The 19,990-nt window shown below is 74.3% G+C and carries 17 protein-coding genes and 3 tRNA genes; 10 read left to right on the forward strand and 10 right to left on the reverse strand.

Going from position 1 to position 19,990, the window contains the following annotated elements; all coding sequences use genetic code 11:
* Nucleotides 1-10: 10 nt before the first annotated feature.
* Nucleotides 11-868 (forward strand): MHYT domain-containing protein, encoded by an 858-nt coding sequence (locus J4557_RS06070; RefSeq protein ID WP_208265415.1) that lies wholly within the window; start codon nt 11-13, stop codon nt 866-868.
* A gap of 36 nt (nt 869-904) precedes the next feature.
* Here J4557_RS06070 and J4557_RS06075 read toward each other — a convergent pair whose 3' ends face one another.
* Entirely contained in the window at nt 905-1,315 is a 411-nt protein-coding gene (locus J4557_RS06075; protein ID WP_208265416.1) for a MarR family winged helix-turn-helix transcriptional regulator, read from the reverse strand.
* A gap of 80 nt (nt 1,316-1,395) precedes the next feature.
* On the opposite strand from J4557_RS06075, the gene J4557_RS06080 reads away from it, so the two are divergent.
* On the forward strand, nt 1,396-2,331 hold the full coding sequence (locus tag J4557_RS06080) for an NAD-dependent epimerase/dehydratase family protein (RefSeq protein ID WP_208265417.1): 936 nt from the start codon (nt 1,396-1,398) through the stop codon (nt 2,329-2,331).
* A gap of 127 nt (nt 2,332-2,458) precedes the next feature.
* On the opposite strand, the gene J4557_RS06085 is transcribed toward J4557_RS06080, so the two are convergent.
* Nucleotides 2,459-3,877 (reverse strand): MFS transporter, encoded by a 1,419-nt coding sequence (locus J4557_RS06085; protein WP_208265418.1) that lies wholly within the window; start codon nt 3,875-3,877, stop codon nt 2,459-2,461.
* A gap of 782 nt (nt 3,878-4,659) precedes the next feature.
* Between J4557_RS06085 and J4557_RS06090 the strand changes: the two genes are divergently transcribed.
* Entirely contained in the window at nt 4,660-6,918 is a 2,259-nt protein-coding gene (locus tag J4557_RS06090; protein WP_208265419.1) for a sialidase family protein, read from the forward strand.
* Nucleotides 6,919-6,982: 64 nt separating this feature from the next.
* On the opposite strand, the gene J4557_RS06095 is transcribed toward J4557_RS06090, so the two are convergent.
* Complete coding sequence (locus tag J4557_RS06095) at nt 6,983-7,435, reverse strand: helix-turn-helix domain-containing protein (RefSeq protein WP_208265420.1); 453 nt, start codon at nt 7,433-7,435, stop codon at nt 6,983-6,985.
* Between the two features lie 229 nt (nt 7,436-7,664).
* Between J4557_RS06095 and J4557_RS06100 the strand changes: the two genes are divergently transcribed.
* The 6 genes from J4557_RS06100 to J4557_RS06125 all read left to right on the forward strand — a co-directional run bounded on the left by J4557_RS06100 (nt 7,665) and on the right by J4557_RS06125 (nt 15,894).
* The gene (locus J4557_RS06100) at nt 7,665-8,267 is read left to right on the forward strand and encodes an ArsR/SmtB family transcription factor (RefSeq protein WP_208265421.1); all 603 of its coding nucleotides are present in this window, start codon (nt 7,665-7,667) and stop codon (nt 8,265-8,267) included.
* A 144-nt stretch (nt 8,268-8,411) separates the two neighbouring features.
* Nucleotides 8,412-10,496 (forward strand): MMPL family transporter, encoded by a 2,085-nt coding sequence (locus J4557_RS06105; RefSeq protein WP_208265422.1) that lies wholly within the window; start codon nt 8,412-8,414, stop codon nt 10,494-10,496.
* 295 nt (nt 10,497-10,791) lie between these two features.
* Nucleotides 10,792-11,058: a hypothetical protein gene (locus J4557_RS06110; protein WP_208265423.1), complete on the forward strand. Its 267-nt coding sequence runs from the start codon at nt 10,792-10,794 to the stop codon at nt 11,056-11,058.
* A complete protein-coding gene (locus tag J4557_RS06115; protein WP_208265424.1) occupies nt 11,055-12,590 on the forward strand; it encodes a PrsW family glutamic-type intramembrane protease in 1,536 nt (511 codons plus the stop codon). The genes J4557_RS06110 and J4557_RS06115 overlap by 4 nt, the downstream gene beginning before the upstream one ends.
* Nucleotides 12,587-13,261 (forward strand): hypothetical protein, encoded by a 675-nt coding sequence (locus J4557_RS06120; protein ID WP_208265425.1) that lies wholly within the window; start codon nt 12,587-12,589, stop codon nt 13,259-13,261. Before J4557_RS06115 ends, J4557_RS06120 begins: the two co-directional genes overlap by 4 nt.
* A 101-nt stretch (nt 13,262-13,362) precedes the next feature.
* Nucleotides 13,363-15,894 carry a hypothetical protein gene (locus J4557_RS06125; RefSeq protein ID WP_208265426.1) on the forward strand — a complete coding sequence of 844 codons (2,532 nt, stop codon included), beginning with the start codon at nt 13,363-13,365 and terminating at the stop codon, nt 15,892-15,894.
* Nucleotides 15,895-15,954: 60 nt separating this feature from the next.
* Here J4557_RS06125 and J4557_RS06130 read toward each other — a convergent pair.
* The 7 genes from J4557_RS06130 to J4557_RS06160 all read right to left on the reverse strand — a co-directional run bounded on the left by J4557_RS06130 (nt 15,955) and on the right by J4557_RS06160 (nt 19,304).
* A tRNA-Glu gene (locus tag J4557_RS06130) sits at nt 15,955-16,027 on the reverse strand.
* A 218-nt stretch (nt 16,028-16,245) separates the two neighbouring features.
* Nucleotides 16,246-16,318 (reverse strand) — tRNA-Glu (locus J4557_RS06135).
* 22 nt (nt 16,319-16,340) lie between these two features.
* Nucleotides 16,341-16,412, reverse strand: a tRNA-Gln gene (locus tag J4557_RS06140).
* 103 nt (nt 16,413-16,515) lie between these two features.
* Nucleotides 16,516-17,148, reverse strand: a complete 633-nt coding sequence (locus J4557_RS06145; RefSeq protein WP_208265427.1) for a DUF2461 domain-containing protein — start codon at nt 17,146-17,148, stop codon at nt 16,516-16,518.
* Between the two features lie 54 nt (nt 17,149-17,202).
* Nucleotides 17,203-17,967: a fumarylacetoacetate hydrolase family protein gene (locus tag J4557_RS06150; RefSeq protein ID WP_208265428.1), complete on the reverse strand. Its 765-nt coding sequence runs from the start codon at nt 17,965-17,967 to the stop codon at nt 17,203-17,205.
* Nucleotides 17,968-17,989: 22 nt separating this feature from the next.
* A complete protein-coding gene (locus J4557_RS06155; protein ID WP_208265429.1) occupies nt 17,990-18,847 on the reverse strand; it encodes a cellulose binding domain-containing protein in 858 nt (285 codons plus the stop codon).
* A gap of 85 nt (nt 18,848-18,932) precedes the next feature.
* The gene (locus J4557_RS06160; protein WP_208265430.1) at nt 18,933-19,304 is read right to left on the reverse strand and encodes an SEL1-like repeat protein; all 372 of its coding nucleotides are present in this window, start codon (nt 19,302-19,304) and stop codon (nt 18,933-18,935) included.
* 277 nt (nt 19,305-19,581) lie between these two features.
* On the opposite strand from J4557_RS06160, the gene J4557_RS06165 reads away from it, so the two are divergent.
* Nucleotides 19,582-19,935, forward strand: coding sequence for an antibiotic biosynthesis monooxygenase family protein (locus J4557_RS06165; protein ID WP_208265431.1), 354 nt, complete (start codon nt 19,582-19,584; stop codon nt 19,933-19,935).
* Nucleotides 19,936-19,990 lie beyond the last annotated feature (55 nt).

A 19,990-nucleotide genomic window follows, 5' to 3' on the forward strand; every position in this document is an offset into this window, starting at 1 on the left:
GGGGACTCGCATGGCGCACGTGCATCATTTCTCCTACGGGCCGCTCACGCCCGTGGCGGCGTACCTGATGTCGTTCGTCGGGTCCTTCCTCGGGCTGCTGTGCATGTCCCGCGCCCGCGCGTCCACCGGGCGCTCGCGCGCGTCCTGGCTGTCGCTCGCGGCGCTGGCCATCGGCGGCACCGGGATCTGGGTGATGCACTTCATCGCGATGCTGGGCTTCAGCGTCTCGGGGATGCCGATCCGCTACAACGTGCCCGTCACGCTGCTGAGCTGCCTGACCGCCGTGGCGGTCGTCGCGGTCGGGCTGTTCGTGCTCGGGTTCGGCGGGTCCGGGCCGGGCGTGATCGTCACGGGCGGAGCGGTCATGGGGATCGGCGTGGTGAGCATGCACTACTCCGGCATGGCCGCGATGACCATGCCCGGGGACATCGGGTACCGGCCGGGCCTGGTCGTGCTGTCGGTCGTCATCGCCCTGGTGGCGGCCACCGCGGCGCTGTGGTTCTGCGTGCGCGTGCGGGGCCTGCCGGCGACGGCCGGGGCCGCGCTCATCATGGGGATCGCGGTGACCGGCATGCACTACACCGGCATGGCGGCCATGCGGATCACCATGGACCCGGCCATGCCCGCCCCGCGCGGCGCCACCGCGTCCGACTTCCTGATCCCGCTGATCGGCGGCATCGCGGTGGTGTCGATCACGCTGCTGATCATCATCGCGATGGCGCCGAGCGAGGACGAGATCCGGGCCGACGCGGAGTTCCAGGAGCGCATCGCCGCGCGGCGGGCGGAGGCCACGGAGGACGGCGGGCCGGACGCCGCGCCGGACGCTCCCCGCGCGCGGACCGCGGGCGAGCGGTTCGACGGCCGCTGACGGCCCTGCCGGCCCGCCCCCGGCGCGCCACGCCGGTCAGGACAGCGCTGCGATGATCTTCTCGAGCGCGCTGCGCAGGTGCCGGCGCTCGTCGTCGGTGAGGGTGGCGGTGGCGCGCTCCTCCAGCCGCCGCCTCGCCTCCCGGATCGGCGCCTCCGCCCGGCGGGCGCGCTCGGTCAGGTAGAGCCGGACGAGCCGGGCGTCGGACGGGTCGCGGCGCCGGGTGACCAGGCCCGCGGCCTCCATGCGGGTCGCGGTGTTGACGACGGTCGGGGTGGTGAGGGCGAGCCGGTTCGCCAGCTCGCCGGGGGTCAGGCCGTCCTCCCGCCAGAGCACCTCCAGCAGCAGGTTCTGCCCGACGCGGACGCCGTGCTCGCTCATCGCCTCGTCGGAGGCCGCGCGCAGCAGCTTGTGGGCGCGGGTGGAGAGCCGGAGCAGGTCGTCCATGCCTCGATCCTAGTAATCGTTTGCATGCTAGTGATTTCGTCGCTAGCGTTCCATTAGCACGCTAACGAAAGGAGAGGCCCATGATCCTCGTCACCGGCGGGCTCGGATTCATCGGCTCGCACGTCGCGCGGGCACTGCTCGACCTCGGCGAGTCGTGCCTGCTCACCCGGCACTCGGCCGCCCCGCGGGACGTGCCCGCCGGGGCCGCCGCGGAGCGGCTCGACATGACCGACCGGGACGCGTTCCTCGCGCTCGGCGACCGGTACGCCGTCACCGGGATCGTCCATCTGGCGAGCACCCCGCTGCGCGGCACCGACGTGGTCGCGGAGATGCGGGCCAACACCGCCGGCCTGCTCAACGCGTTCGAGGCCGCGCGCGCCTGGGGCGTCCGCCGGGTCTGCGTCGCCAGCACGATCGGCGTCTACGCCGGCGTGCGCGGCACACCGCTCCGCGAGGACGCGCCGCTCCCGCCGGGCGTGGCGCACCCGATCCCCGCGTTCAAGCGGAGCGCGGAGGCGCTGGCGTCGGCCATCGCGGGGCACGCGGACTTCGAGGCCGTGTGCCTGCGGATCGGCGCCATCTGGGGTCCGCGCGGGCGCGCCGAGTCGCCGTTCTTCGCAATCCCGGGCCTGGTCAACGCGGCGGTTCGCGGCGAGCCGTACCCGGGGAAGGCGTACGCCGGCGACGGCATCGACGCGCTGTACGCCCCGGACTGCGGGCGCGCCATCGCCCTCCTCCAGACGGCCGAGACGCTGCACCACGCCGTCTACAACGTCGGTTCCGGCCTCGTCACCACGAACGCGGAGGTCGCGGCGGCGATCGAGAAGGCCGTCCCGGACGCCCCGATCGAGCTGACCGCCGGGCGCTCCCCCGACGGACCCGACGAGGACTACCGCCTCGACGTCACCCGCCTGCGCGCGGACACCGGTTTCGCGCCCGCCCACGACCTGGACGGCGCGGTGGCCGGCTACGTCGCCTGGCTGCGCGGCCGCGCAGAAGGCTCGCCGCGTCGATGACCCCGACTTCCACGACGGGCCGAACCACCACGGCGGCGCAGGTCGCGGGGCCGTCCGCCCGGCAGGAAGGGCCTGGACGCGCGAAAGGGAGCCGCCCGAACCTGGACGGCTCCCCTCCGAGCCCGGCTCACGCGCCGACGCTCTCCTTCTCGTCCGCCGGCTGAGGCGAGCGCGCGCGCAGCGTCACCAGCGCGAGACCGGCACCGGCCAGCGCCGCGACCGCGGCGCCGATGAACGCGGCCCGGAACCCGTCGGTGAGCGCGGGCAGGTCGCCCAGCTTCCCGGCGCCCTGCGAGGTGGCGATGGCGGTCATCACCGCCAGCCCGATCGCCGACCCCACCTGGTAGGTGGTGTTGACGATCCCGGACGCCAGCCCGCCCTGCTCCGGCGCGACGCCGCCGATCGCGGCCATCGTGGCGGGGATGAACACCAGCGACATCCCGACGGCGGAGATCAGCGAGCCCGGCAGCACGTCGGTGAGGAAGCCGCCGTTCGCGTCGATCGTCGACAGCACGAGCAGCCCGGCGGCGAGCACGGCCAGCCCGGTGACGATGAGCGGGCGCGTGCCGAACCGCGCGATGAGCCGTCCGGTGACGCCGACCATCAGCACCATCATCAGCGCGGTCATCGGCAGCAGCGCCGCACCGCTGGGGAACGCCCCGTACCCGAGCACCTGCTGCAGGTAGAGGTTCAGGAAGTACCACATCGGGATCCACGCGGCTCCGAGCAGCGCCATCGCCGTGTTCGCCCCTGCGAGGCCAGGGGTGCGCCACACCGACAGCGGCATCAGCGGCCCGCGCACGATCCGCTGCCATGCCACGAACAGCGCCAGCAGCAGGACGGCCCCGCCGAGCTGCAGGGCGGTGGCCGGCGCGTCCCAGCCGCGCCCCGGCGCCCGGACGATCGCGTAGACGGCGAGGCCGAGCCCGGCCGTGACCGCCGCCGCCCCGGCGACGTCGAGCCCGGCGCGGCGGCCGGGCACCGCCGGCAGGACGGCCGGGACCAGCGCCAGCGTCGCCAGCCCGATCGGGATGTAGATGATGAACACCCACGGCCAGCTCAGCCACTCGGTGATGACCCCGCCGAGGAACACCCCGGCGGTGCCGCCCGCCGGCGCGGCGGCGCCGTAGAACGCCATCGCCTTGGCCAGCTCCTTCGGCCGGGCCGAGAACAGCACCATCAGCAGGGTCAGCGCGGACGGCGCGATCAGCGCCGAGCCGATCCCCTGCACGGCCCGGCCGGCGATCTCGGCGGCGGCGCCGTCGGCGGCGGCCGCGACGACCGATCCGGCGATCAGCACGAGCCAGCCGGCCGCGAAGACGCGCCGCGCGCCGAGCAGGTCCGACAGCCTGCCGCCGAGCAGCAGCAGCCCGCCGAAGGCGACGACGTAGGCGTTGAACACCCACTGCAGCCCGCTCTGGCTGAAACCGAGGGCGCCCTGCATGTCGGGGAGCGCCACCCCGATGATCGACGTGTCCATGATCACCATGAACTGGGCGGTCGCGAGCACGGCCAGTGCCCACCAGCGCCTCGGGTCTGCGGACATGACGGTCCACTCCTCCACTCGAGCTCTACCCCTAGGGGGTATGTGCGATGGACCCTAACATGCCCCCTAGGGGTATTGATTCCGCAGGCCCGGAAATCCGTCGTGCCCGCCTCCGGCGCGCGGGCCCGATCTCCCTCGCCGGCCTTCCTCCGATCCCCCGCGATTCCGTACACTTCGCTTTCTGTGCCGTCGCGAGGGGGGCGAACATGAGCACGGCCGACCTGCCCGACGATCGGGATCCGACCGGCGCTCCCTCTCCGCCGCCGGCCTGGGGGCGCGGCGACCGTCCCGGACCGCCGCCCGCCGACGGCGACAAGCTGGTGGCGAGCTGGCGCGGCGCCCCCGCCGCCCCGGCGCCCCCCTCCCCGGCGGCGGGCGAGACGCCCGCCGCGCGCGATACGAGACCCGCGGCCACCGGACCCGCGACGCCCGAGGCTCCGGTGGCGGACGAGACACCCGCCGTCCCGTCCGCCGAGCAGATCAGGACCGCCAGGCGCCCCCTCCCCACCCCGCCCGGCGCGACCGCCCCGCCCACCGGCCCCCTGGCCGCGGCAGCCCCGCCCGCGGCACCCCCGCCAGCCACGCCGCCACTCGCCGCGGCCCCACGTAGTGCGGCCTCATCTCCCGCAACGCCGCCCGCCGCGAATCCTCCGCAGCCTCCGCCGACAGCGCGGCAGCCGGAGGCACCGCCCCAGCCCGTCGAGAAGCCGGCGCCCACCTCGCCACGCCCGGGGCCGATGCCGGCCGCGGCTCCATGGCCGCGCGCCGCGAGCGAGCCGGTCATGGAACGGCCCGGGACGAGCGCGGGCGGCCAGGAGGGCGACGCGGCCTCGCCCGCTCGCCCGCCCATGCCCCGGCAGCAGGCGCGCGTCCGGACGCCGGAGCCGCCGCCCGGCGGGGACCCGCTGGTGTTCGACCGGCCCCAGGGCGCGCCCACACCGCCGGAGGGCGGCGGTACGCGCGTGTTCCGGCCCGGGCTGCGGTCGGGGATCGCGGTCGCGGCGGTCGCGGTGCTGGTCGCCGGCGGCGTGACCTACCTGGTCCGCGACGGCGGGCACGGCGGCGGGCACGAGGACGCGCCGGGCGCCGAGGCCGCCGACAAGGTGTTCGCGGTGCCGGCGGCGCTGTACGACGGGCACGAGCAGACGGTCACGGCGGTCGCCGTGCACGGCGACACGGCGGTGACGGTCGGCAGCGAGACGGTGGACGCGCCGCGCGGGCAGATCCTCGTGTCGTCCGACGGCGGCAAGGCGTGGAGCACCGCGAAGGTGAAGGACGAGGGCGGCACCGGCCAGGACGTGCCGGAGGTCGTCGCGGCCGGCGACCGTGCCTGGGCGGCGCTGGGACGAGGCCCCGGCGGCGTGGCCGTGTGGACGAGCGCGGACGGCCGCACGTGGACGCATCGGGCCGGGGCCACGGGCGCGTTCACGGCGGGCGACCAGGTCACCGGGGTCGCGGCCACCTCGGCGGGGTTCGCCGCGATCGGGACGAACCAGGGCGCGGCGATCCTGTGGACGTCCTCGGACGGCGCCGCGTGGCAGCGGCGGCAAGCTCCGCTGCAGGGGAAGCCCGTGAGCATCGCGGCCGGCGGCGCCACGCTGGTCGTGCGGAACGACAAGGGCGATCTGTGGCGGTCGGCCGACGGCGGGGGGACGTGGGCGCGCGCGGAGGTCCCGCAGAGCGACGGGTCGTACGGGCCCGTCGTCGCGCTGACGTCGGGTCCTGGCGGGTTCTTCGCGGCGCGCGAGGGGCGCCGGACGGGCGGGTCGTCCAAGAATCCGAAGAAGCGTGCGCTCGCGGTGTTCTTCCGGTCGTCGGACGGCGCCGGCTGGACGCGGTCGAGCACCATCGACCGGCGCACCTACGCCGGCCTCGCCGCACTGGGCGGGTCCGACGCGGGCCTGGCCGCGCTGACCCCGCTCACCGACGGGCGCGTGGCCGCGCAGCGCAGCAAGGACGGCGTGAACTGGGAGTCCGTGGAGAGGCTCGGGACGGACCAGGGCCGCCGAGCGGGTGCGGCGGCGCCTCTGCCGCAGGGCGTCCTCGTGGCGGGCCGCCAGGACTCCGGCGCGTACCTGGCGGCGCCGGGCGCGCGCCACGGGGACATCGATCTGCTGTCCGTCCCCGGCGCGGTGACGCCGGACCGGACCATCACGCGGCTGGTGGCGGGCAACGGGGCGGCGCTGGCCGTCGGCAGCGGCGCGGGCGAGGCGGCCGTCTGGACGACGCGCGACGGAAGGGCGTGGACGCGCGCGGGCGGGACCGGCCTGACCGGGCCGGGCGTGCAGCGGCTCGCGGCCGCCGCGTACGGGCCGAAGGGCTGGGTCGCCGCGGGACGGAGCGCGGCGAAGCCGCTGCTGCTCACGTCTGGGGACGCGAACACGTGGAGCGCGGCCGCGGGCCCGGCGGGCGATGACGGCGCGTTGGCGGGCGCCGCCTACGGGCCGGCGGGCTACGTCGTCGTGGGCTCGACGGACGAGGCGCCCCTCGCCTGGCGTTCGGACGACCTCGTCCGGTGGACGGCCGGTTCCGGCGATCTGCGGGACGGGAAGATGCACGACGTCGCGGCCGTGACGAAGGGCTACGTCGCGGTCGGTGAGCGCGACGGGGCGCCGGCCGTCTGGACGTCCGATGACGGCGCGAAGTGGACGTCGGTGCAGCCGCCGCAGGCGCAGGGCCCGCTCACCCGCGTGGTCGCGCGCGGGGACACGCTGGTCGCGACGGGTGCGGGCGGCACCGTCGCGGTCTCGTCCGATGCCGGACGGACGTGGCGCGCGCAGACCGTCCAGGCGTCCGCGCTGGCGGCGAGCCTGGCGACGCCGCGCGGGTTCGTCCTCGCGGGAACGCCCGCCGGGACCGACGACGTCGCGCTGTGGAGTTCGGCGGACGGCGCGTCGTGGCGGGCGACCCGTCCGCGCGGGGCCCGCCTGGCGGGAGAGGGAAGCCAGCGCCTCACCGGCCTGGCCGTGCTGGGACAGGGCCTGGTGGCGACCGGAATGGACGGCGGCACGCCGACTCTCTGGCACACGGCCCTTCCCTGAGCCGTGCGGTCGGCCGTGCCGTTCGGAGGTACGCGGGTGCCGTTCGGAGGTGCGGGAACGCGGGTCAGGGCGCGGCCTGGCGGCGCCGGTCGGCCGCCGCGGCGCTGAGGATCATCTCGTCGACGACCCAGCGGGCCTCCGGGGACAGGTCGACGAGGGCGCGCAGGACCTCGGGGCGGATGATGCCGTGCTCGACGTCGCGGCGCAGGGCCTTGAGCGTGATGTCCTCGTCGATGGGGGCGGTCTCGCTGGGCCGGCCGAAGTAGCCGATCGGGACGCCGAAGAAGGTGGCGAGCGCGCGGAGGGTCTTGAGCTGCGGGTTCTCCTGGCGTCCGGTGCGCAGCTTCCACACGGTGGTGGACGAGATGTCCTCGCCGGTGGCGCGCGCGATGGCGGCGGCGGTCTCGACGTTGTTGCGCGGCGGATGGGCGTCCACCGGCCACAGGTTGCGGATCAGCCACTCGACCTTGTCCGCCAGCGTCGCGCCCGGCGCGATCTCTTCCGTCTTGTTGCCCATCCGGCCCCTCCCGAACTCGCCGTCCCAACGACTTTAGTTGACCGTACGTGAGGCCGTCAGCCAAGGACACAGGCATTGTTCCACTCCGTGTCGGACCGATCACGCACCCGGACCGGGACCTCCGGGTGACCGGCCGCCTCCCCCGCCGGCGCCAGGCCCCTCCCCCGCTGCGGCCAACTTTGCCAAGAACCGTTGCAAAGGTCCTTTGCAACTCCGTAGCGTCCGGGGCATGAAGGAGCGACCACCGGCCGGGCCACCGCCGGAGCAGCGTCCGGAGGGGCCGCCCGAGCCCGAGGTGATCACCGATCCGCGGCAGGTGCGGCTGCTCGCCCACCCGCTGCGGCAGCGGATCGCCGAGATCATGCGGCGCGGGCCCGTCTCGTCCACGACCCTCGCCCGCGAGCTCGGGCAGAGCACCGGCGCGACGAGCTACCACCTGCGCCAGCTCGCCAGGTACGGGTTCGTCGAGGAGGTGCCGGAGCTCAAGCGCGGGCGGGAGCGCTGGTGGCGGGCGGTGCCGGCGGACCGGCGGCTCCCGCCGCGCAGCGAGCAGTCGCCCGAGATGCGCGAGGCCGTCGACGCGCTGACGCGGCTGGAGTTCGCGAACGAGCTGGAGTCGCTGGCCCGCTATCAGCGGGAACGCGACGGCATGGGGCCGTGGGCGGACGCCCTGCTGTTCTCCTACTCCACCGTCACGCTGACGCCCGACCAGGTGCGCCCCTTCTTCGAGGAGTACATCGCGCTCCTCTACCGCTACAAGCGCGCCGACGGCGACCCGCCGCCGGGCGCGCGCACCCTGCACGCCCGGTTCCTGGCCTTTCCCGAGGTCTGATCCCGGACGGGTCCGGGCCGCCGAGTTGCCCCTCGACGGCCCGGACGGGCGGAGGCCGCATCACCCCACGCCGGAGGCCGTTCACCACGGCCGCGGGCGTGGTGCTCACGCAATGCAGAACCCCCACGGAAAGGAGAGCACCTCATGCTGCTCTCAAGCAAACGCCTGACGGCTTGGGCGGTCCTCGCGCTCTGGGTCGCGGCCGTGCTGGCGGCGGTCCCGCTCGCGGGCAGGCTGCCGGACGTCGTGCAGGCGAAGTCCGCCGCCGAGCTCCCGCGCGGCGCCCAGTCCACCGAGGTGGAGAAGCTGACGGACCGGTTCCGGGACGGCAGGCAGGCGCCGGCCGTCATCGTCTACGCCCGCACCGGCCCCTCCGGGGCAGGGAGCACGGCCGGAGCGGGGAGCACGGCCGGGCCGGGGATCACGTCCGCCGACCGCGCCAAGGCCGACGCCGACCGCCGCGCCCTCGCCCCGCTCGCCGAGGCGCCGATCGGCGCCCCGCAGGCGTCGCGCGACGGCCGCGCGCTCCTGCTGGCCGTCCCCCTGCACGACGACGACCACCTGAGCGGCAACGCCGAGAAGGTCCGCGACGCGGTGACGCGGAACGTCCCGCGGGGCCTCCAGGTGAAGGTGACGGGACCGGCGGGCGCGGCGCTCGACGCGGGCGACGCGTTCCGCAAGGTCGACAAGCCGCTGCTGCTCATCACGGTCGTGCTCGTCGCCGCCGTCCTGCTGTTCACCTACCGCAGCCCCGTCCTGTGGCTGCTGCCCCTCGCCTGCGCGGCGATCTCGCTGCAGGTCACCAACGCCGTCGTCTACCTGCTGGCCGAGCATGCCGGCCTGTACGTCGCGGACGGCATGTCGACCATCCTCAACGCGCTCGTCTTCGGCATCGGCACCGACTACGCGCTGCTCCTGCTCGCCCGCTACCGCGAGGAGCTCCGGCGCCACGAGGACCGGCACCGGGCGATGGCCGTCGCGCTCCGCCGCGCCGCCGCGCCCGTCGCCGCGTCCGCCGCGACCGTCTGCCTCGGCCTGCTGTGCCTGCTCGCCGCGCGCATGGGCTTCAACTTCGCGCTCGGGCCGATCAGCGCGATCGGGATCATCGGCGGGCTGGCCGTCGTGATGACGCTGCTGCCCGCACTGCTCGTCGTCCTCGGCCGCTGGGTGTTCTGGCCGCGCATCCCGCGCTTCGGCGACGCGCCGCCCGCGCGCGGCGGCGCCTGGGACCGCGCCGGCCGCCGCATCGCGGCGCGCCCCCGCCTCGTCTGGGCGCTCGGCGCGGCCGTCCTCGCCGCGCTCGCCGCCGGCTGCCTCGGCGTCCACACCGGGCTCGACCGCGCGCACTTCCTCACCACCACTCCGAACTCCGTACAGGGCGAGCGCATCGCCGACGCGCACTTCCCCGGGGACGAGAGCCGCCCGCTCCAGGTCGTCAGCGGCAGGCCGGTCGACCTCCGCGGGATCCCGGGCATCGCGCGGACGGGGACGCCCGAGACGTCCACCGACGGTCGCCTCACCCGCACCGCCGTCGTCCTGACCTCCCCGCCCGACAGCGGCGCCGCCGAGCGGACCGTCGAGCGGATCCGCCGCGCGGTGCCCGGCGTGCTCGTCGGCGGCGGCGCGGCGAGCGAACTCGACCTGGCCGACGCGCAGGCGCACGACCGCCGCGTCGTGATCCCGCTGGTCCTCGGCGTCGTGCTGGTCGTGCTGATCGCCCTGCTCCGCGCCCTCGTCGCCCCGCTGCTGGTGATGGCGACCGTCGTCGGGTCCTACTTCGCCGCGCTCGGCGGGTCGTGGCTGCTCTTCCGCCACGTGTTCGGCTTCCCGGCCATGGACGTCCAGGTCGCGCTGATGGGCTTCCTGTTCATGGTCGCGCTCGGCGTCGACTACAACCTGTTCCTCGTCTCCCGCATCCGCGAGGAGGCCGCCGCGGCCGGGCACCGCGAGGGCGTCCTGCGCGGCCTCGGCCTCACCGGCGGCGTCATCTCCAGCGCCGGGCTCGTCCTCGCCAGCACGTTCGGCGTCCTCGGCGTCATGCCCGTGACCATGTTCGTGGAGATCGGCGTGCTGGTGTCCCTCGGCGTGCTGCTCGACACCTTCGTCGTCCGGCCGGTGATCGTCCCCGCGCTGGCCCTCGACAGCGGCCCCCGCTTCTGGTGGCCCGGCCGCCTCCCCCGCGCCCAGGCGCGCCCCGCGCCGGACCGGGAACCGGTCCCCCGCGCCTAGGAATCCGGGGCCCCGGCCGCCCATGGCGGCCGGGGCCTCACTCCGCGGTGACACGTCGGTGGCCGTATTCCCGTCGTATACCCGCCGCGCCTACCATTCGGATCGTCAGTCCCCCGCCCCGCATTTCGATGATTTCCACCGCGGAACGCGACGCCCGACCGCGTTCCGCCGCGCGACGCATGACGAGCCTTGATCACATCGCACAGATCGAACAGGGACCATGAATGACAATCGCGTAGCCGACGCGGCCGGCGGCGCACCGCGCCCGCAGCTGCGGCTCCTGACGGCGGGCGCGGTGATCGGCGTGGTGCTGCTGGCGGCGGCCCTGGGCGTCGAGCTGTCCGGCGCGAACGACCCGCGGGCCCCGGCGATGCCGTCGATGCCGACCCCCGCCCGGCCGACGATCCCGAACCTGCCGACGACGTTCCCGAACGTCCCGCCGGGATCGACCGGAATGCCGACCGATATCCCGACTCAGCTGCCGACGAATTTCCCGACGGAAATGCCGTCCTTCCCGACGAACCTGCCCAGCATTCCGCAAATTCCGGGAGGCGCGCCGTGACGGCCCCCGCCGCGGCGGAAGGCGTCCGGGCCGCCCTCCGCGACACCGTCCGCGACGACGCCGCCGCCCGCGCGCGGGCGCTGCTGGTCGCCCGGCTCGCCATCGCGCTGTACCTGGTGGAGCTGCTGCTCAACCTCCTGCGGCCGCACGTGCTGCCCGACGAGCCGACGCTGTCGATCTTCCAGAAGGCGGCCGGCTCCGAGGGGTCGATCGGACGGCTGCTCGCCACGCCCGAGGCCGTGTTCTGGACGCTGCTCGCCGGCATCGCCGCCGGCGCCGCACTCCAGGCGTTCGTGCTGGTCACGCGCCCGGACGAGCGCCGCGCCAGGGCGCTGACCTGGGCGATCATCGGGGTCCTGCTGCTGCCGTTCGGGCTGATCCCGCTCGTGGTGGTCGGCTCCTACCCGGGCCAGGCGCTCGCCTGCGTCCCCGGCACCGCGTTCGTTCTGTGGCTGCTGCACCACGCCCAGCGGCTCGCGCGGATCCCGCTCGCGATGCTGCTGGTCGCGTTCGGCTGGGGCGCGCTGATCGTGTTCGGGCTCGGCCGCGCCTACAGCAACCTCGCGTTCGGCACGATCAACGGTTTCGTCCTCAAGGGCCACAAGAGCGACCTCGCCGGCCAGATCCACACCCAGTACCGCGTGATCGACGGCATGCTCGTGCATCTCGCCCTCGTGAACGCGCTGCTCGTCGCGGCCGGGGTCGTCCTCCTGCTGGCGCTGTTCCGGCACCGCGTCACCGACGCCGTCACCGGCCTGGTGCTCGGCGCCGCCATCGGCCTCGGCTACGACCTGGTGGAGAGCGTCCTGTTCATCCGCCTGTACGGGCTGTTCAGCGCGTTCAACGGCGCGACGAGCGGTTTCGAGTACTGGATCCGCCAGTCGATCGGCCTCCTCGGCGGGCAGGTCGCCTTCGGCGCGGTGCTCGGCGCCGGGATCGGCCTCGCCGCGCGGGTGCCCGACCGCGGGCGGCGTCTGCGCGTGGCGTCGGCCGCCCTCGTCGCCGCGTTCTCCGGGGCCGTCGCCACCGAGACCCTGGCGGCCTGGCTGTCGCACCTGGCCCACGACCACGTCGGCGTCGGCGGCCCGCTCGACACTCTGATCATCTCGCCGTTCTTCTGGCTGCTCCCTCAGGCGCCGTTCTTCCTCGTGGCCGTGCTGCTGCTGGTCCACGGGACGCGCGTCCGGGCGGCCGCCGCCCGTGCCGCCGTGTCGGCCGAGACGGCCACGGGCCCGGCCATCACCCCGCAGGAGGCGCCGTTCCTCGTCGATCCGGCCCTCCGCTTCTGGACGCTCGTCGGCACCTGGCGCCTCCAGGGATGGAGCGGGATGCGCACCCTGCGGCGCTTGCAGACGGCCCAGCTCGACCTGGCCGCGTGGCGCTGGCGCCACCCTGACCCGACCGGCGAGGAGGGGAACGCGTTGCGCGCCAAGGTGATGCGCCTGAAGGCCGGCCCCGTACCGCCGCCGCCCGTACCGCCGCCGCCCGTGCCACCGGCTCCCTGGCCGCGTCCCGGGGAAGCGGCGTCATGAGCCGCCGCACCGGCGCGGCGCGCGCGATCGGCTTCGTGCTCGGGACGCTCCTCTGCGCCGCCCTCGTCCTTCCGCTGGCCCCGCAGAGCGCCTCCGCCTGCGACGTCGGCTACGAGTACAAGCCGACCGTCGATCTCAAGCACTTCGGGCACACCCGCGCCTGCTCGACGTCCACGTCCCTTGGCGGCGCCACCATCGTCGCCGTCCTGGCCCTGGGAGCCCTCGCCGCCGCCGGCGCGATGGCCTTCAAACGCGGCGCCGCGGCGGTCGGCGCCTCTTCCGCCGGTCCCGGTCCCTCCCCGGCCCTGATCGCCTACCTGCGGGCGACGGGCCTGTCCTTCCCCGCACGGTCGTCAGGTCCCCCGCCCGGAGCGCCCCCGTACCAGCCGCCGGGTCCCGTGCAGGGACGGCCCGCGCCGCCGTATCCGCCGCATCCCGGCTACCCGCAGCCTCCTGCCGCAGGAGGTCCCGGACCGGTACCTCCGCAGGCGCCTCCCGGCCCCCGGACCGTGCCCCCGCAGGCACCGCCCGGCTGGACCGTGCCCCCGCAGGCACCGCCGCCGGGCGTCGCGCCGGGCCCGTGGAGCCCCCGGCCACCGCAGGGCCCGAGTCCGCAGCCTCCTCCCCCTCAGCCGCGCCCCGACGGCGAAGGCCCCCGCCCAGCGCCCTAACCACTCCCTGCGGACGCACGGCCGGCGCGTGCGTCCACGACGCCGATCCCCCTCCCGCCTGACCTTCCGCCAGGAGCAGGACGACCGCCAAGGAGGCGACGATGCGCATCCGCCCCGCCGGACGGCCGGCACGGCCGGGCCGCCGGCTCGCCGCGGTCCTGGCGGCGGCCCTGGTCGCCCTCGCCGCCGCGAGCCCGGGCGCGTCGGCGGCCCGGACGGCTCCCTCGGCCGCACGCGCGCCGGCCGCCTGGACGGCCCCGGCCGCGTCCGGTGGAGGACCCGACCTCGGCAACGTGTCGCTGTTCTGGACGGCCCGCGGCCGCGTCATCCTCGACAAGATCGTCAAGGACGAGTATCTGGCGCAGTTCAACACCACCTACGCCGCCACCTGGCTGGCGCTGCCCGACGTGTCCCCGGCGGCCGCCGGGGAGGTCGACCAGATCCTGCGGGACAACTGGGGGCAGAACGAGGAGGCGGGCACCGAGGTCCAGGTCGTGGCGGCGCAGACGATCGAGAAGAACGACCCGGAGCTCTACGCGGAGCTGCGCGCGGCGAAGGAGATCGTCCCGAACGGCACCGTCCTCCAGACCGTCGGACGCAACTGGTCGCAGGCACCGGGCAAGAACAACGGCCTCCTCGCGCTGCACGCCGAGATCATGGCGCTCAAGGCCCAGGTGAAGGCGAAGTACGTCGAGGCGGCGCTGAAGGCCGGGAAGACGCCGGCGCAGATCAAGGCTTCGCTGCGCAAGCTCGACGCCCAGCTCAGGAAGCGCGGTGAGGGCACCGCGTACCGCACCGAACTGCAGCGGGCCCGCAAGCTCGATCATGTGAAGATCACGAAGACCGAGCTCTCCGCCGGTGACCTGGTCACGAACCAGCCCTGCGGCAACAAGTCGGGCTCGAGGTGCAGCGCCATCGCCAAGGACGCCGACTACGTCGTCCCGACCCAGACCATGGGCGGTCTCGCCATCGGCACGGACTACCTGCTCGCCGTCCTGCACCGGACCGACGACGCGCTGGCGCGGCAGGACGAGGCCGCCGCACTGGAGTGGGCCGGCCATCTCACCGAGATCGCGAAGGGCCTCCAGGCGACCTACGAGACCGGCGTCGCGGGCTCCAAGCCGACGGCCAAGGTGCAACTGCTCACCGCGGCGCGCAAGCAGGCGATGGACATCCTGAAGAAGGAGGACTTCAACTACCGCTACAAGGACCAGCCGAAGGTCGCCGACAAGGTGAACGAGTCGCGGAAGGCCCTCAACAAGTACGGCGAAGGCCCCACGCAGGTCCAGAAACGCGTCGACGAGGCCAAGAAGGACGACCAGAAAAAGAAGAAACAGGCGTGCGCCGTGACGGGAATGATCCTGCCGGTCCCCGGACTGCGGGCGGCGGCGCCGGCGGCGTTCCCGTTGAAGGACCCGTGCGACGGTGAGGAGGAGAGCGGGCTCGTCAAGGGCCTCATGTCCGGCGACCTTGGCGGGGTCGACTTCTCCACGTTGCAGATGCGCTACATGTCCGACGACGGCGGCCACGTGAAGTACTCCTTCTCCGGCCGCCCGGGCGCCCCCGGGGTCGTGCAGGACGTCGGGTCGGGCTTCGACGCGGTCGCGGCCGGCAACGCCGACCTGCGGACGTGGCTGGTGCTGGACCCGAGCAAGTTCTGGGTCAACCTCAACCCCACCGAACCCGACCGGATCGTCGACCCGGCCCTCGGGCGGACGAACGCCGGCCGGGCCCTGCTCGACGCCGACTACCAGATGAAGCGCACCGCCGGGAAGCTGCTGGACCCGAACACCGGGGTCGGGGCGAAGTACTGGGACGCGATGGAGGCCGCCTCGGACAAGCCCTGCGCCGAGACCCGGCTGTGGATCGTGCCCGGCGACGTCGAGGTGCGCGAGGACGGCTCGTCCCTGTACATCCTGAAGGCGGACCTCGCGGTGAAGGCCCAGGCGACCGATATCGGCAACACCGGCAAGCTGTCCTGCGCGACCGACCCCGCGACGCAGGCGCGCAGCGAGCGGCTGGAGCAGACGCTGATCGTGCCGGAGGTGGCCAAGGCGGTCAATACCGACCCGGCGTACGCGCCGATCCGCCGCGCGTTCCTGGCCCGCGTCGTCGCGCAGTGGATCCGCAAGCGGCACGGCGACGGCCACCGCACGTCGTTCGACGGCCTCATCGGCTCGGGCGACCTCGGCTCGGCGCAGCTCACGGACGGGTGGCGGCCCCGGCAGGTCTACGACTCCTACGTCCGTTCCATCCAGAACGGCGACTTCACCTTCACCCGGACCGTGGAACGAGGCGGCGTGCGGATGCGGATGCGGATCGTGACCGGCGGTGTCGACTTCGGCAAGGTCCCGATGACGCCGGTCGACGCCGCGCGGATGGACCGCGAGCATCCGGGGCTTCCGCGGACGGTGCGGGCGTCCGCGTCCCGCCCCACGTCCGCCGCGGACGGTTCGATCTGGCTGGGCGGGACCGACGCGTCGCCGGACAACGGGCTGTGGTCCCGGACGTCCGGCACCGTGCGGGCGTTCGCGAACGGGCGTACCGGCGTCGCGGCGATCATCGTGGTCGCGCTCGTGGTGGTGGTCTTCGGCCTCCGCACCGGTTCCGGGCGCCGGCGCCGGGCGTCGTGACGGCCCGCGAAAGCAGAAGACCGCGGGTCCGAACGGATCCGCGGTCGCTTTTCCCTGATGTACCCCCGAGCGGATTCGAACCGCCGTTACCGCCTTGAGAGGGCGGCGTCCTAGGCCACTAGACGACGGGGGCAGGACTGTCGGCCTTGGCGGTCTCCCGCTCGGGCCTCGCCCAGCTTACCGGACCCGGACCCCCACCTCGAACCGAATTTCACTCCGGAACCGGTGCGCCCAGCGGCTCGCGCGGCGGAGCCGCGCACCAGGGGTTCCAGGGGGTCGCCCCCTGGGCAAACACAAAGAGCGGTGGCGACGTCGGCCGGAGGCCGACGAGCACACCGCTCGCAGCGAACGTACCCCCGAGCGGATTCGAACCGCCGTTACCGCCTTGAGAGGGCGGCGTCCTAGGCCACTAGACGACGGGGGCCTGTCCACGAAGGTGGACGGAGCTGGGGTACCAGGACTCGAACCTAGACTAAGTGAACCAGAATCACTCGTGCTGCCGATTACACCATACCCCAGTGCGGTACGGGCTTCCCGGCCGTTTCCGGCTGGTCGCTCGCGCCTCGAAGAGAATACAGGACAGCGGGTCAGCGGCCAAAACGATTGCCGCCGCGGGCGGGATCAGCGGCTGAAGTCGGGCGGGCCCACGTGCTCGTCGCCCCACTCGACGAGGGGGCGCAGGCGGCGCCAGGCGTCCCGGACGCGGGTGACGACCTCGGGCGTCGCCATCCAGGGGTCCGCGGGCCATCCCTCGTGGGCGTAGAGGGAGCGGTGGCGGAGCAGCTCCAGGCGGGGGTGGTCCTCGGGAGTGCCGCGGGGACGGGTCTTGAGGCGGTCCCCGGCGATCTCGAGGCCGGCGGCGCGCAGGTCGTCCACGATGGCCTGGAGCCGCTTGCCGGACGAGTCGGAGCCGACGGCGGCCCGGTAGCGGCGGAGCTGCTCCGGCGTGGGCGCGTACATGCCGCCGGCGACCATCAGCCCGTCGGCGTCGATCTGGACGTAGAAGCCGCCGCTGTGACCGCCCTGGTGGGTCTTGTAGGGCGTCTTGTCCTTGCTGAAGCGGACGTCGCGGTAGGGGCGGAACAGCTTGACCGCGCCGAACTCCTCCTCCAGTTCGGCGCACAGGTCGGCCATCGGGCCGCGGACGTGTTCGTCGTAGACCCGGCGGTTGGCCGTCCAGTAGGACTTGCTGTTGTCGGCGAGGAGGCCCTCGTAGAACTCGAACGCCTCGCCGCTGAAGCCGGTGAACGCCATGACCTCCCCCTTCGTACGGCGTCCCCAGCTTAGGGACGCCGTACGACAGCGGGGTCAGTCGCGGGCGACGACGCGGTTGGTGAGGGCGCCGACGTTCTCGACGGTGACCGTGACCTCGTCGCCGATCTCCAGGGGGCCGACGCCGGCGGGCGTGCCGGTGAGGATGACGTCGCCGGGCAGCAGGGTCATGACCTGGCTGACGTACTCGACCAGGCTGGGAACGTCGTGCAGCAGCAGCGACGTGCGCGACTCCTGGCGGACCTCCCCGTTGACGGTGGTGGAGATCGCGAGGTCGGACGGGTCGGCCTCGGTCTCGATCCACGGGCCGAGGGGGCAGAAGGTGTCGAAGCCCTTCGCCCGCGTCCACTGCCCGTCCTTCTTCTGCAGGTCGCGGGCGGTGACGTCGTTCGCGCAGGTGTAGCCGAGGATGACGTCGGCGGCGCGGGCGGCGGGGACCTCGCGGCACATGCGGCCGATCACCACGGCGAGCTCGCCCTCGTGGTCGACGCGCTCGGAGAGCTTCTCCGGGTAGGCGATCGCCTCGCCGGGCCCGATCACCGCCGTGGACGGCTTGGCGAAGATCACCGGTTCGGCGGGCGGCTCGCCGCCCATCTCGCGGGCGTGGTCGGCGTAGTTCTTGCCGATCGCGATGACCTTGCTGGGCAGGATCGGGGCCAGCAGCCGGACGTCGGCGAGCGGGAAGCGCTGTCCGGTGAAGGTCAGGTCACCGAAGGGGTGGGCCGCGACGGCGGCGATGGTGTTCTCCTCCACCACGCCGAAGGACATGCCCTCGTCGGTGGAGAACCTGGCGATACGCATGGTCGAGAGCCTAGTACGCGGCTCAGAAGCCGCACGCGGCGCCGTTGAACAGGCACGCGCGCGGCGCCGCCGGGGCGCCGGACGCGCCGAACTGGACGTCCATGGTGCCGCCGGGCGGGATCGGGTCGGCGCCGTCGGCGTTCACGATCACCGGATGGGACCCGCCCCGGACGAGCCGGGCGTCCCAGACGCTCCGGACGTCGGCGCCGGGCGCGTCGAAGCTCACCCGCCACGTCTGCATGGGACGTCCGGTGCGGTTGGTGATGACGAACCGGCCTTCGTAGTAGCCGTCGTCCCGCTGGACGAGCCGGTAGGTGATGCCGCTGCCGGTCACCACCGACCCCGGGGACCCCGCCGGAGCACCGGGCGCGGGACGGCCCGAGGCCGGAGCGCGGGTCTTGGCCGGCGTCCCGGCGGCGTCCTCGCCGCCGTCGGATCCGCCTCCGCTGAACAGCGATACCGCGCCCAGCGCCACGGCCATCACCAGTGCGGCGGCGACCAGCGCCAGGAGGACCGGGAAGCGCCGCAGCCACGCGGCACCCTTCTCCCACGCCGGGGGCGCACCGGACCCGGCGAGCACCGGATCCGGCACGGGGCCCCCGGCGTTCCGCGGCCCCGCGATCAGCCGATCGTCCGGGTCGGGCGCCGGCGCCTCGCCGGCCGGTTCGGGCCGGTCGGGCGCCGTCGCGTCCGGATCGTCCCCGCCGGTGGGCTCGGACACGCCGGCGGGCGGCGCTGGCTCGGAGACGCCGGCGGGCGGCGCTTCGCCGGTCTCCACCGGCGGATCCGCCGCGGCGGCCTCGGCCGGACGGGCGGGACGCAGGAACTCGACGGTGGTCGTGTGGTCGGGGGGCACGTAGCCGGGCTCGTCGCCGCTCAACTCCTCGCCCTCCTGTGGCCGGGTCTCATGGAGTCCGACGGCGGGCGCGACGATCAGGTTCGAGGGGAACGCCGGAAATGTCCACTCAGCACTGCTGGCCGGCGGGCTCCAGCCCCCGGCGGGCGGCCCGCCGCTGGTGCCGGTTGAGCATGTCGGTGATCAGCTCGATCGCGTCCGGGGTGGCGATGTCCTGGGCGCCGCTGAGCCAGCGGGTGGCCTCGGCGAGCAGGTCCTCGGCGGACCCGTCGGCGCCGTCGTCGGCCATCCGGCCGAGCACCGCGCCGAGCCGCAGCGCCGCGGCGTCGTGCCCGGACTCGGCGGCCCGGCGGAACCAGTCGGCGGCCTGCCCGAGATCGCCCTCGCACTCGTAGATCTCGCCCAGCCCGAAGGCGACGTCGGCCCAGGATCCGTCCGTGGGACGCCCGAGGTCCTCGGGACTCCAGGGTCGGACAGGCATGCGATCACTCCGGTCGTTCGGCTACGGGACCACGGCGCGCGGGAACCTCACGCGTGCCGTGCGCGAACCATGGTGGCGGCGGCGCCCGAAATCCGCCACCGCTTTAGCCGGTTTTGTTGAAATATCCACCTGACCGGGTGTCAGGAGCGAAAAGACGGTCGTCCGTTCGAACGACCGCCCCTCACGTCACCGCCCCGGCCGCCGCCGGAGGGGGGCGCGTCCCGGCTTCGGGCGCGGTGAGTACGGTGGGCACGACAAGACGTGAAGGGGGTCGAGCGTGTCCGTCGTGAAGATCAACGTCCTCACCGTGAACCCGGAGATGCGTGAGGAGATCGAGAAGCGCTTCGCCGGGCGGGCGGGGCTGGTGGAGTCCGCGGAGGGCTTCGAGGGCTTCGAGCTGCTGCGGCCCGTGGAGGGCCAGGACCGGTACCTGGTCTACACGAAGTGGCGCAGCGAGGAGGACTTCCAGCGCTGGACGCAGAGCCAGGCGTTCCAGCACGGGCACGCGCAGGCCGCCGCCGAACGCCCCGCCGGCCACGGCCACGGCCACGGCCACGGCGGGCCCGCCGCGTCCGGCTCGGAGCTGTGGAGCTTCGAGGTCGTCGAGAGCGCCGGCCCCAAGCAGGGCTGACCTGCCGCGACGCGGCGGGCGCGCGCCCGGCGAGGGCCCGTGCCCGCCGCCGCGG

It is taken from the genome of Actinomadura nitritigenes, from assembly GCF_017573545.1.
GTDB lineage: Bacteria > Actinomycetota > Actinomycetes > Streptosporangiales > Streptosporangiaceae > Spirillospora > Spirillospora nitritigenes.

Coding starts and splice junctions, on each gene's coding strand:
- J4557_RS06070 (WP_208265415.1), top strand. CDS start 11: ATGGCGCACGTGCATCATTTCTCCTACGGGCCGCTCACGCCCGTGGCG.
- J4557_RS06075 (WP_208265416.1), bottom strand. CDS start 1,315: ATGGACGACCTGCTCCGGCTCTCCACCCGCGCCCACAAGCTGCTGCGC.
- J4557_RS06080 (WP_208265417.1), top strand. CDS start 1,396: ATGATCCTCGTCACCGGCGGGCTCGGATTCATCGGCTCGCACGTCGCG.
- J4557_RS06085 (WP_208265418.1), bottom strand. CDS start 3,877: ATGTCCGCAGACCCGAGGCGCTGGTGGGCACTGGCCGTGCTCGCGACC.
- J4557_RS06090 (WP_208265419.1), top strand. CDS start 4,660: ATGGAACGGCCCGGGACGAGCGCGGGCGGCCAGGAGGGCGACGCGGCC.
- J4557_RS06095 (WP_208265420.1), bottom strand. CDS start 7,435: ATGGGCAACAAGACGGAAGAGATCGCGCCGGGCGCGACGCTGGCGGAC.
- J4557_RS06100 (WP_208265421.1), top strand. CDS start 7,665: ATGAAGGAGCGACCACCGGCCGGGCCACCGCCGGAGCAGCGTCCGGAG.
- J4557_RS06105 (WP_208265422.1), top strand. CDS start 8,412: ATGCTGCTCTCAAGCAAACGCCTGACGGCTTGGGCGGTCCTCGCGCTC.
- J4557_RS06120 (WP_208265425.1), top strand. CDS start 12,587: ATGAGCCGCCGCACCGGCGCGGCGCGCGCGATCGGCTTCGTGCTCGGG.
- J4557_RS06125 (WP_208265426.1), top strand. CDS start 13,363: ATGCGCATCCGCCCCGCCGGACGGCCGGCACGGCCGGGCCGCCGGCTC.
- J4557_RS06145 (WP_208265427.1), bottom strand. CDS start 17,148: ATGGCGTTCACCGGCTTCAGCGGCGAGGCGTTCGAGTTCTACGAGGGC.
- J4557_RS06150 (WP_208265428.1), bottom strand. CDS start 17,967: ATGCGTATCGCCAGGTTCTCCACCGACGAGGGCATGTCCTTCGGCGTG.
- J4557_RS06160 (WP_208265430.1), bottom strand. CDS start 19,304: ATGCCTGTCCGACCCTGGAGTCCCGAGGACCTCGGGCGTCCCACGGAC.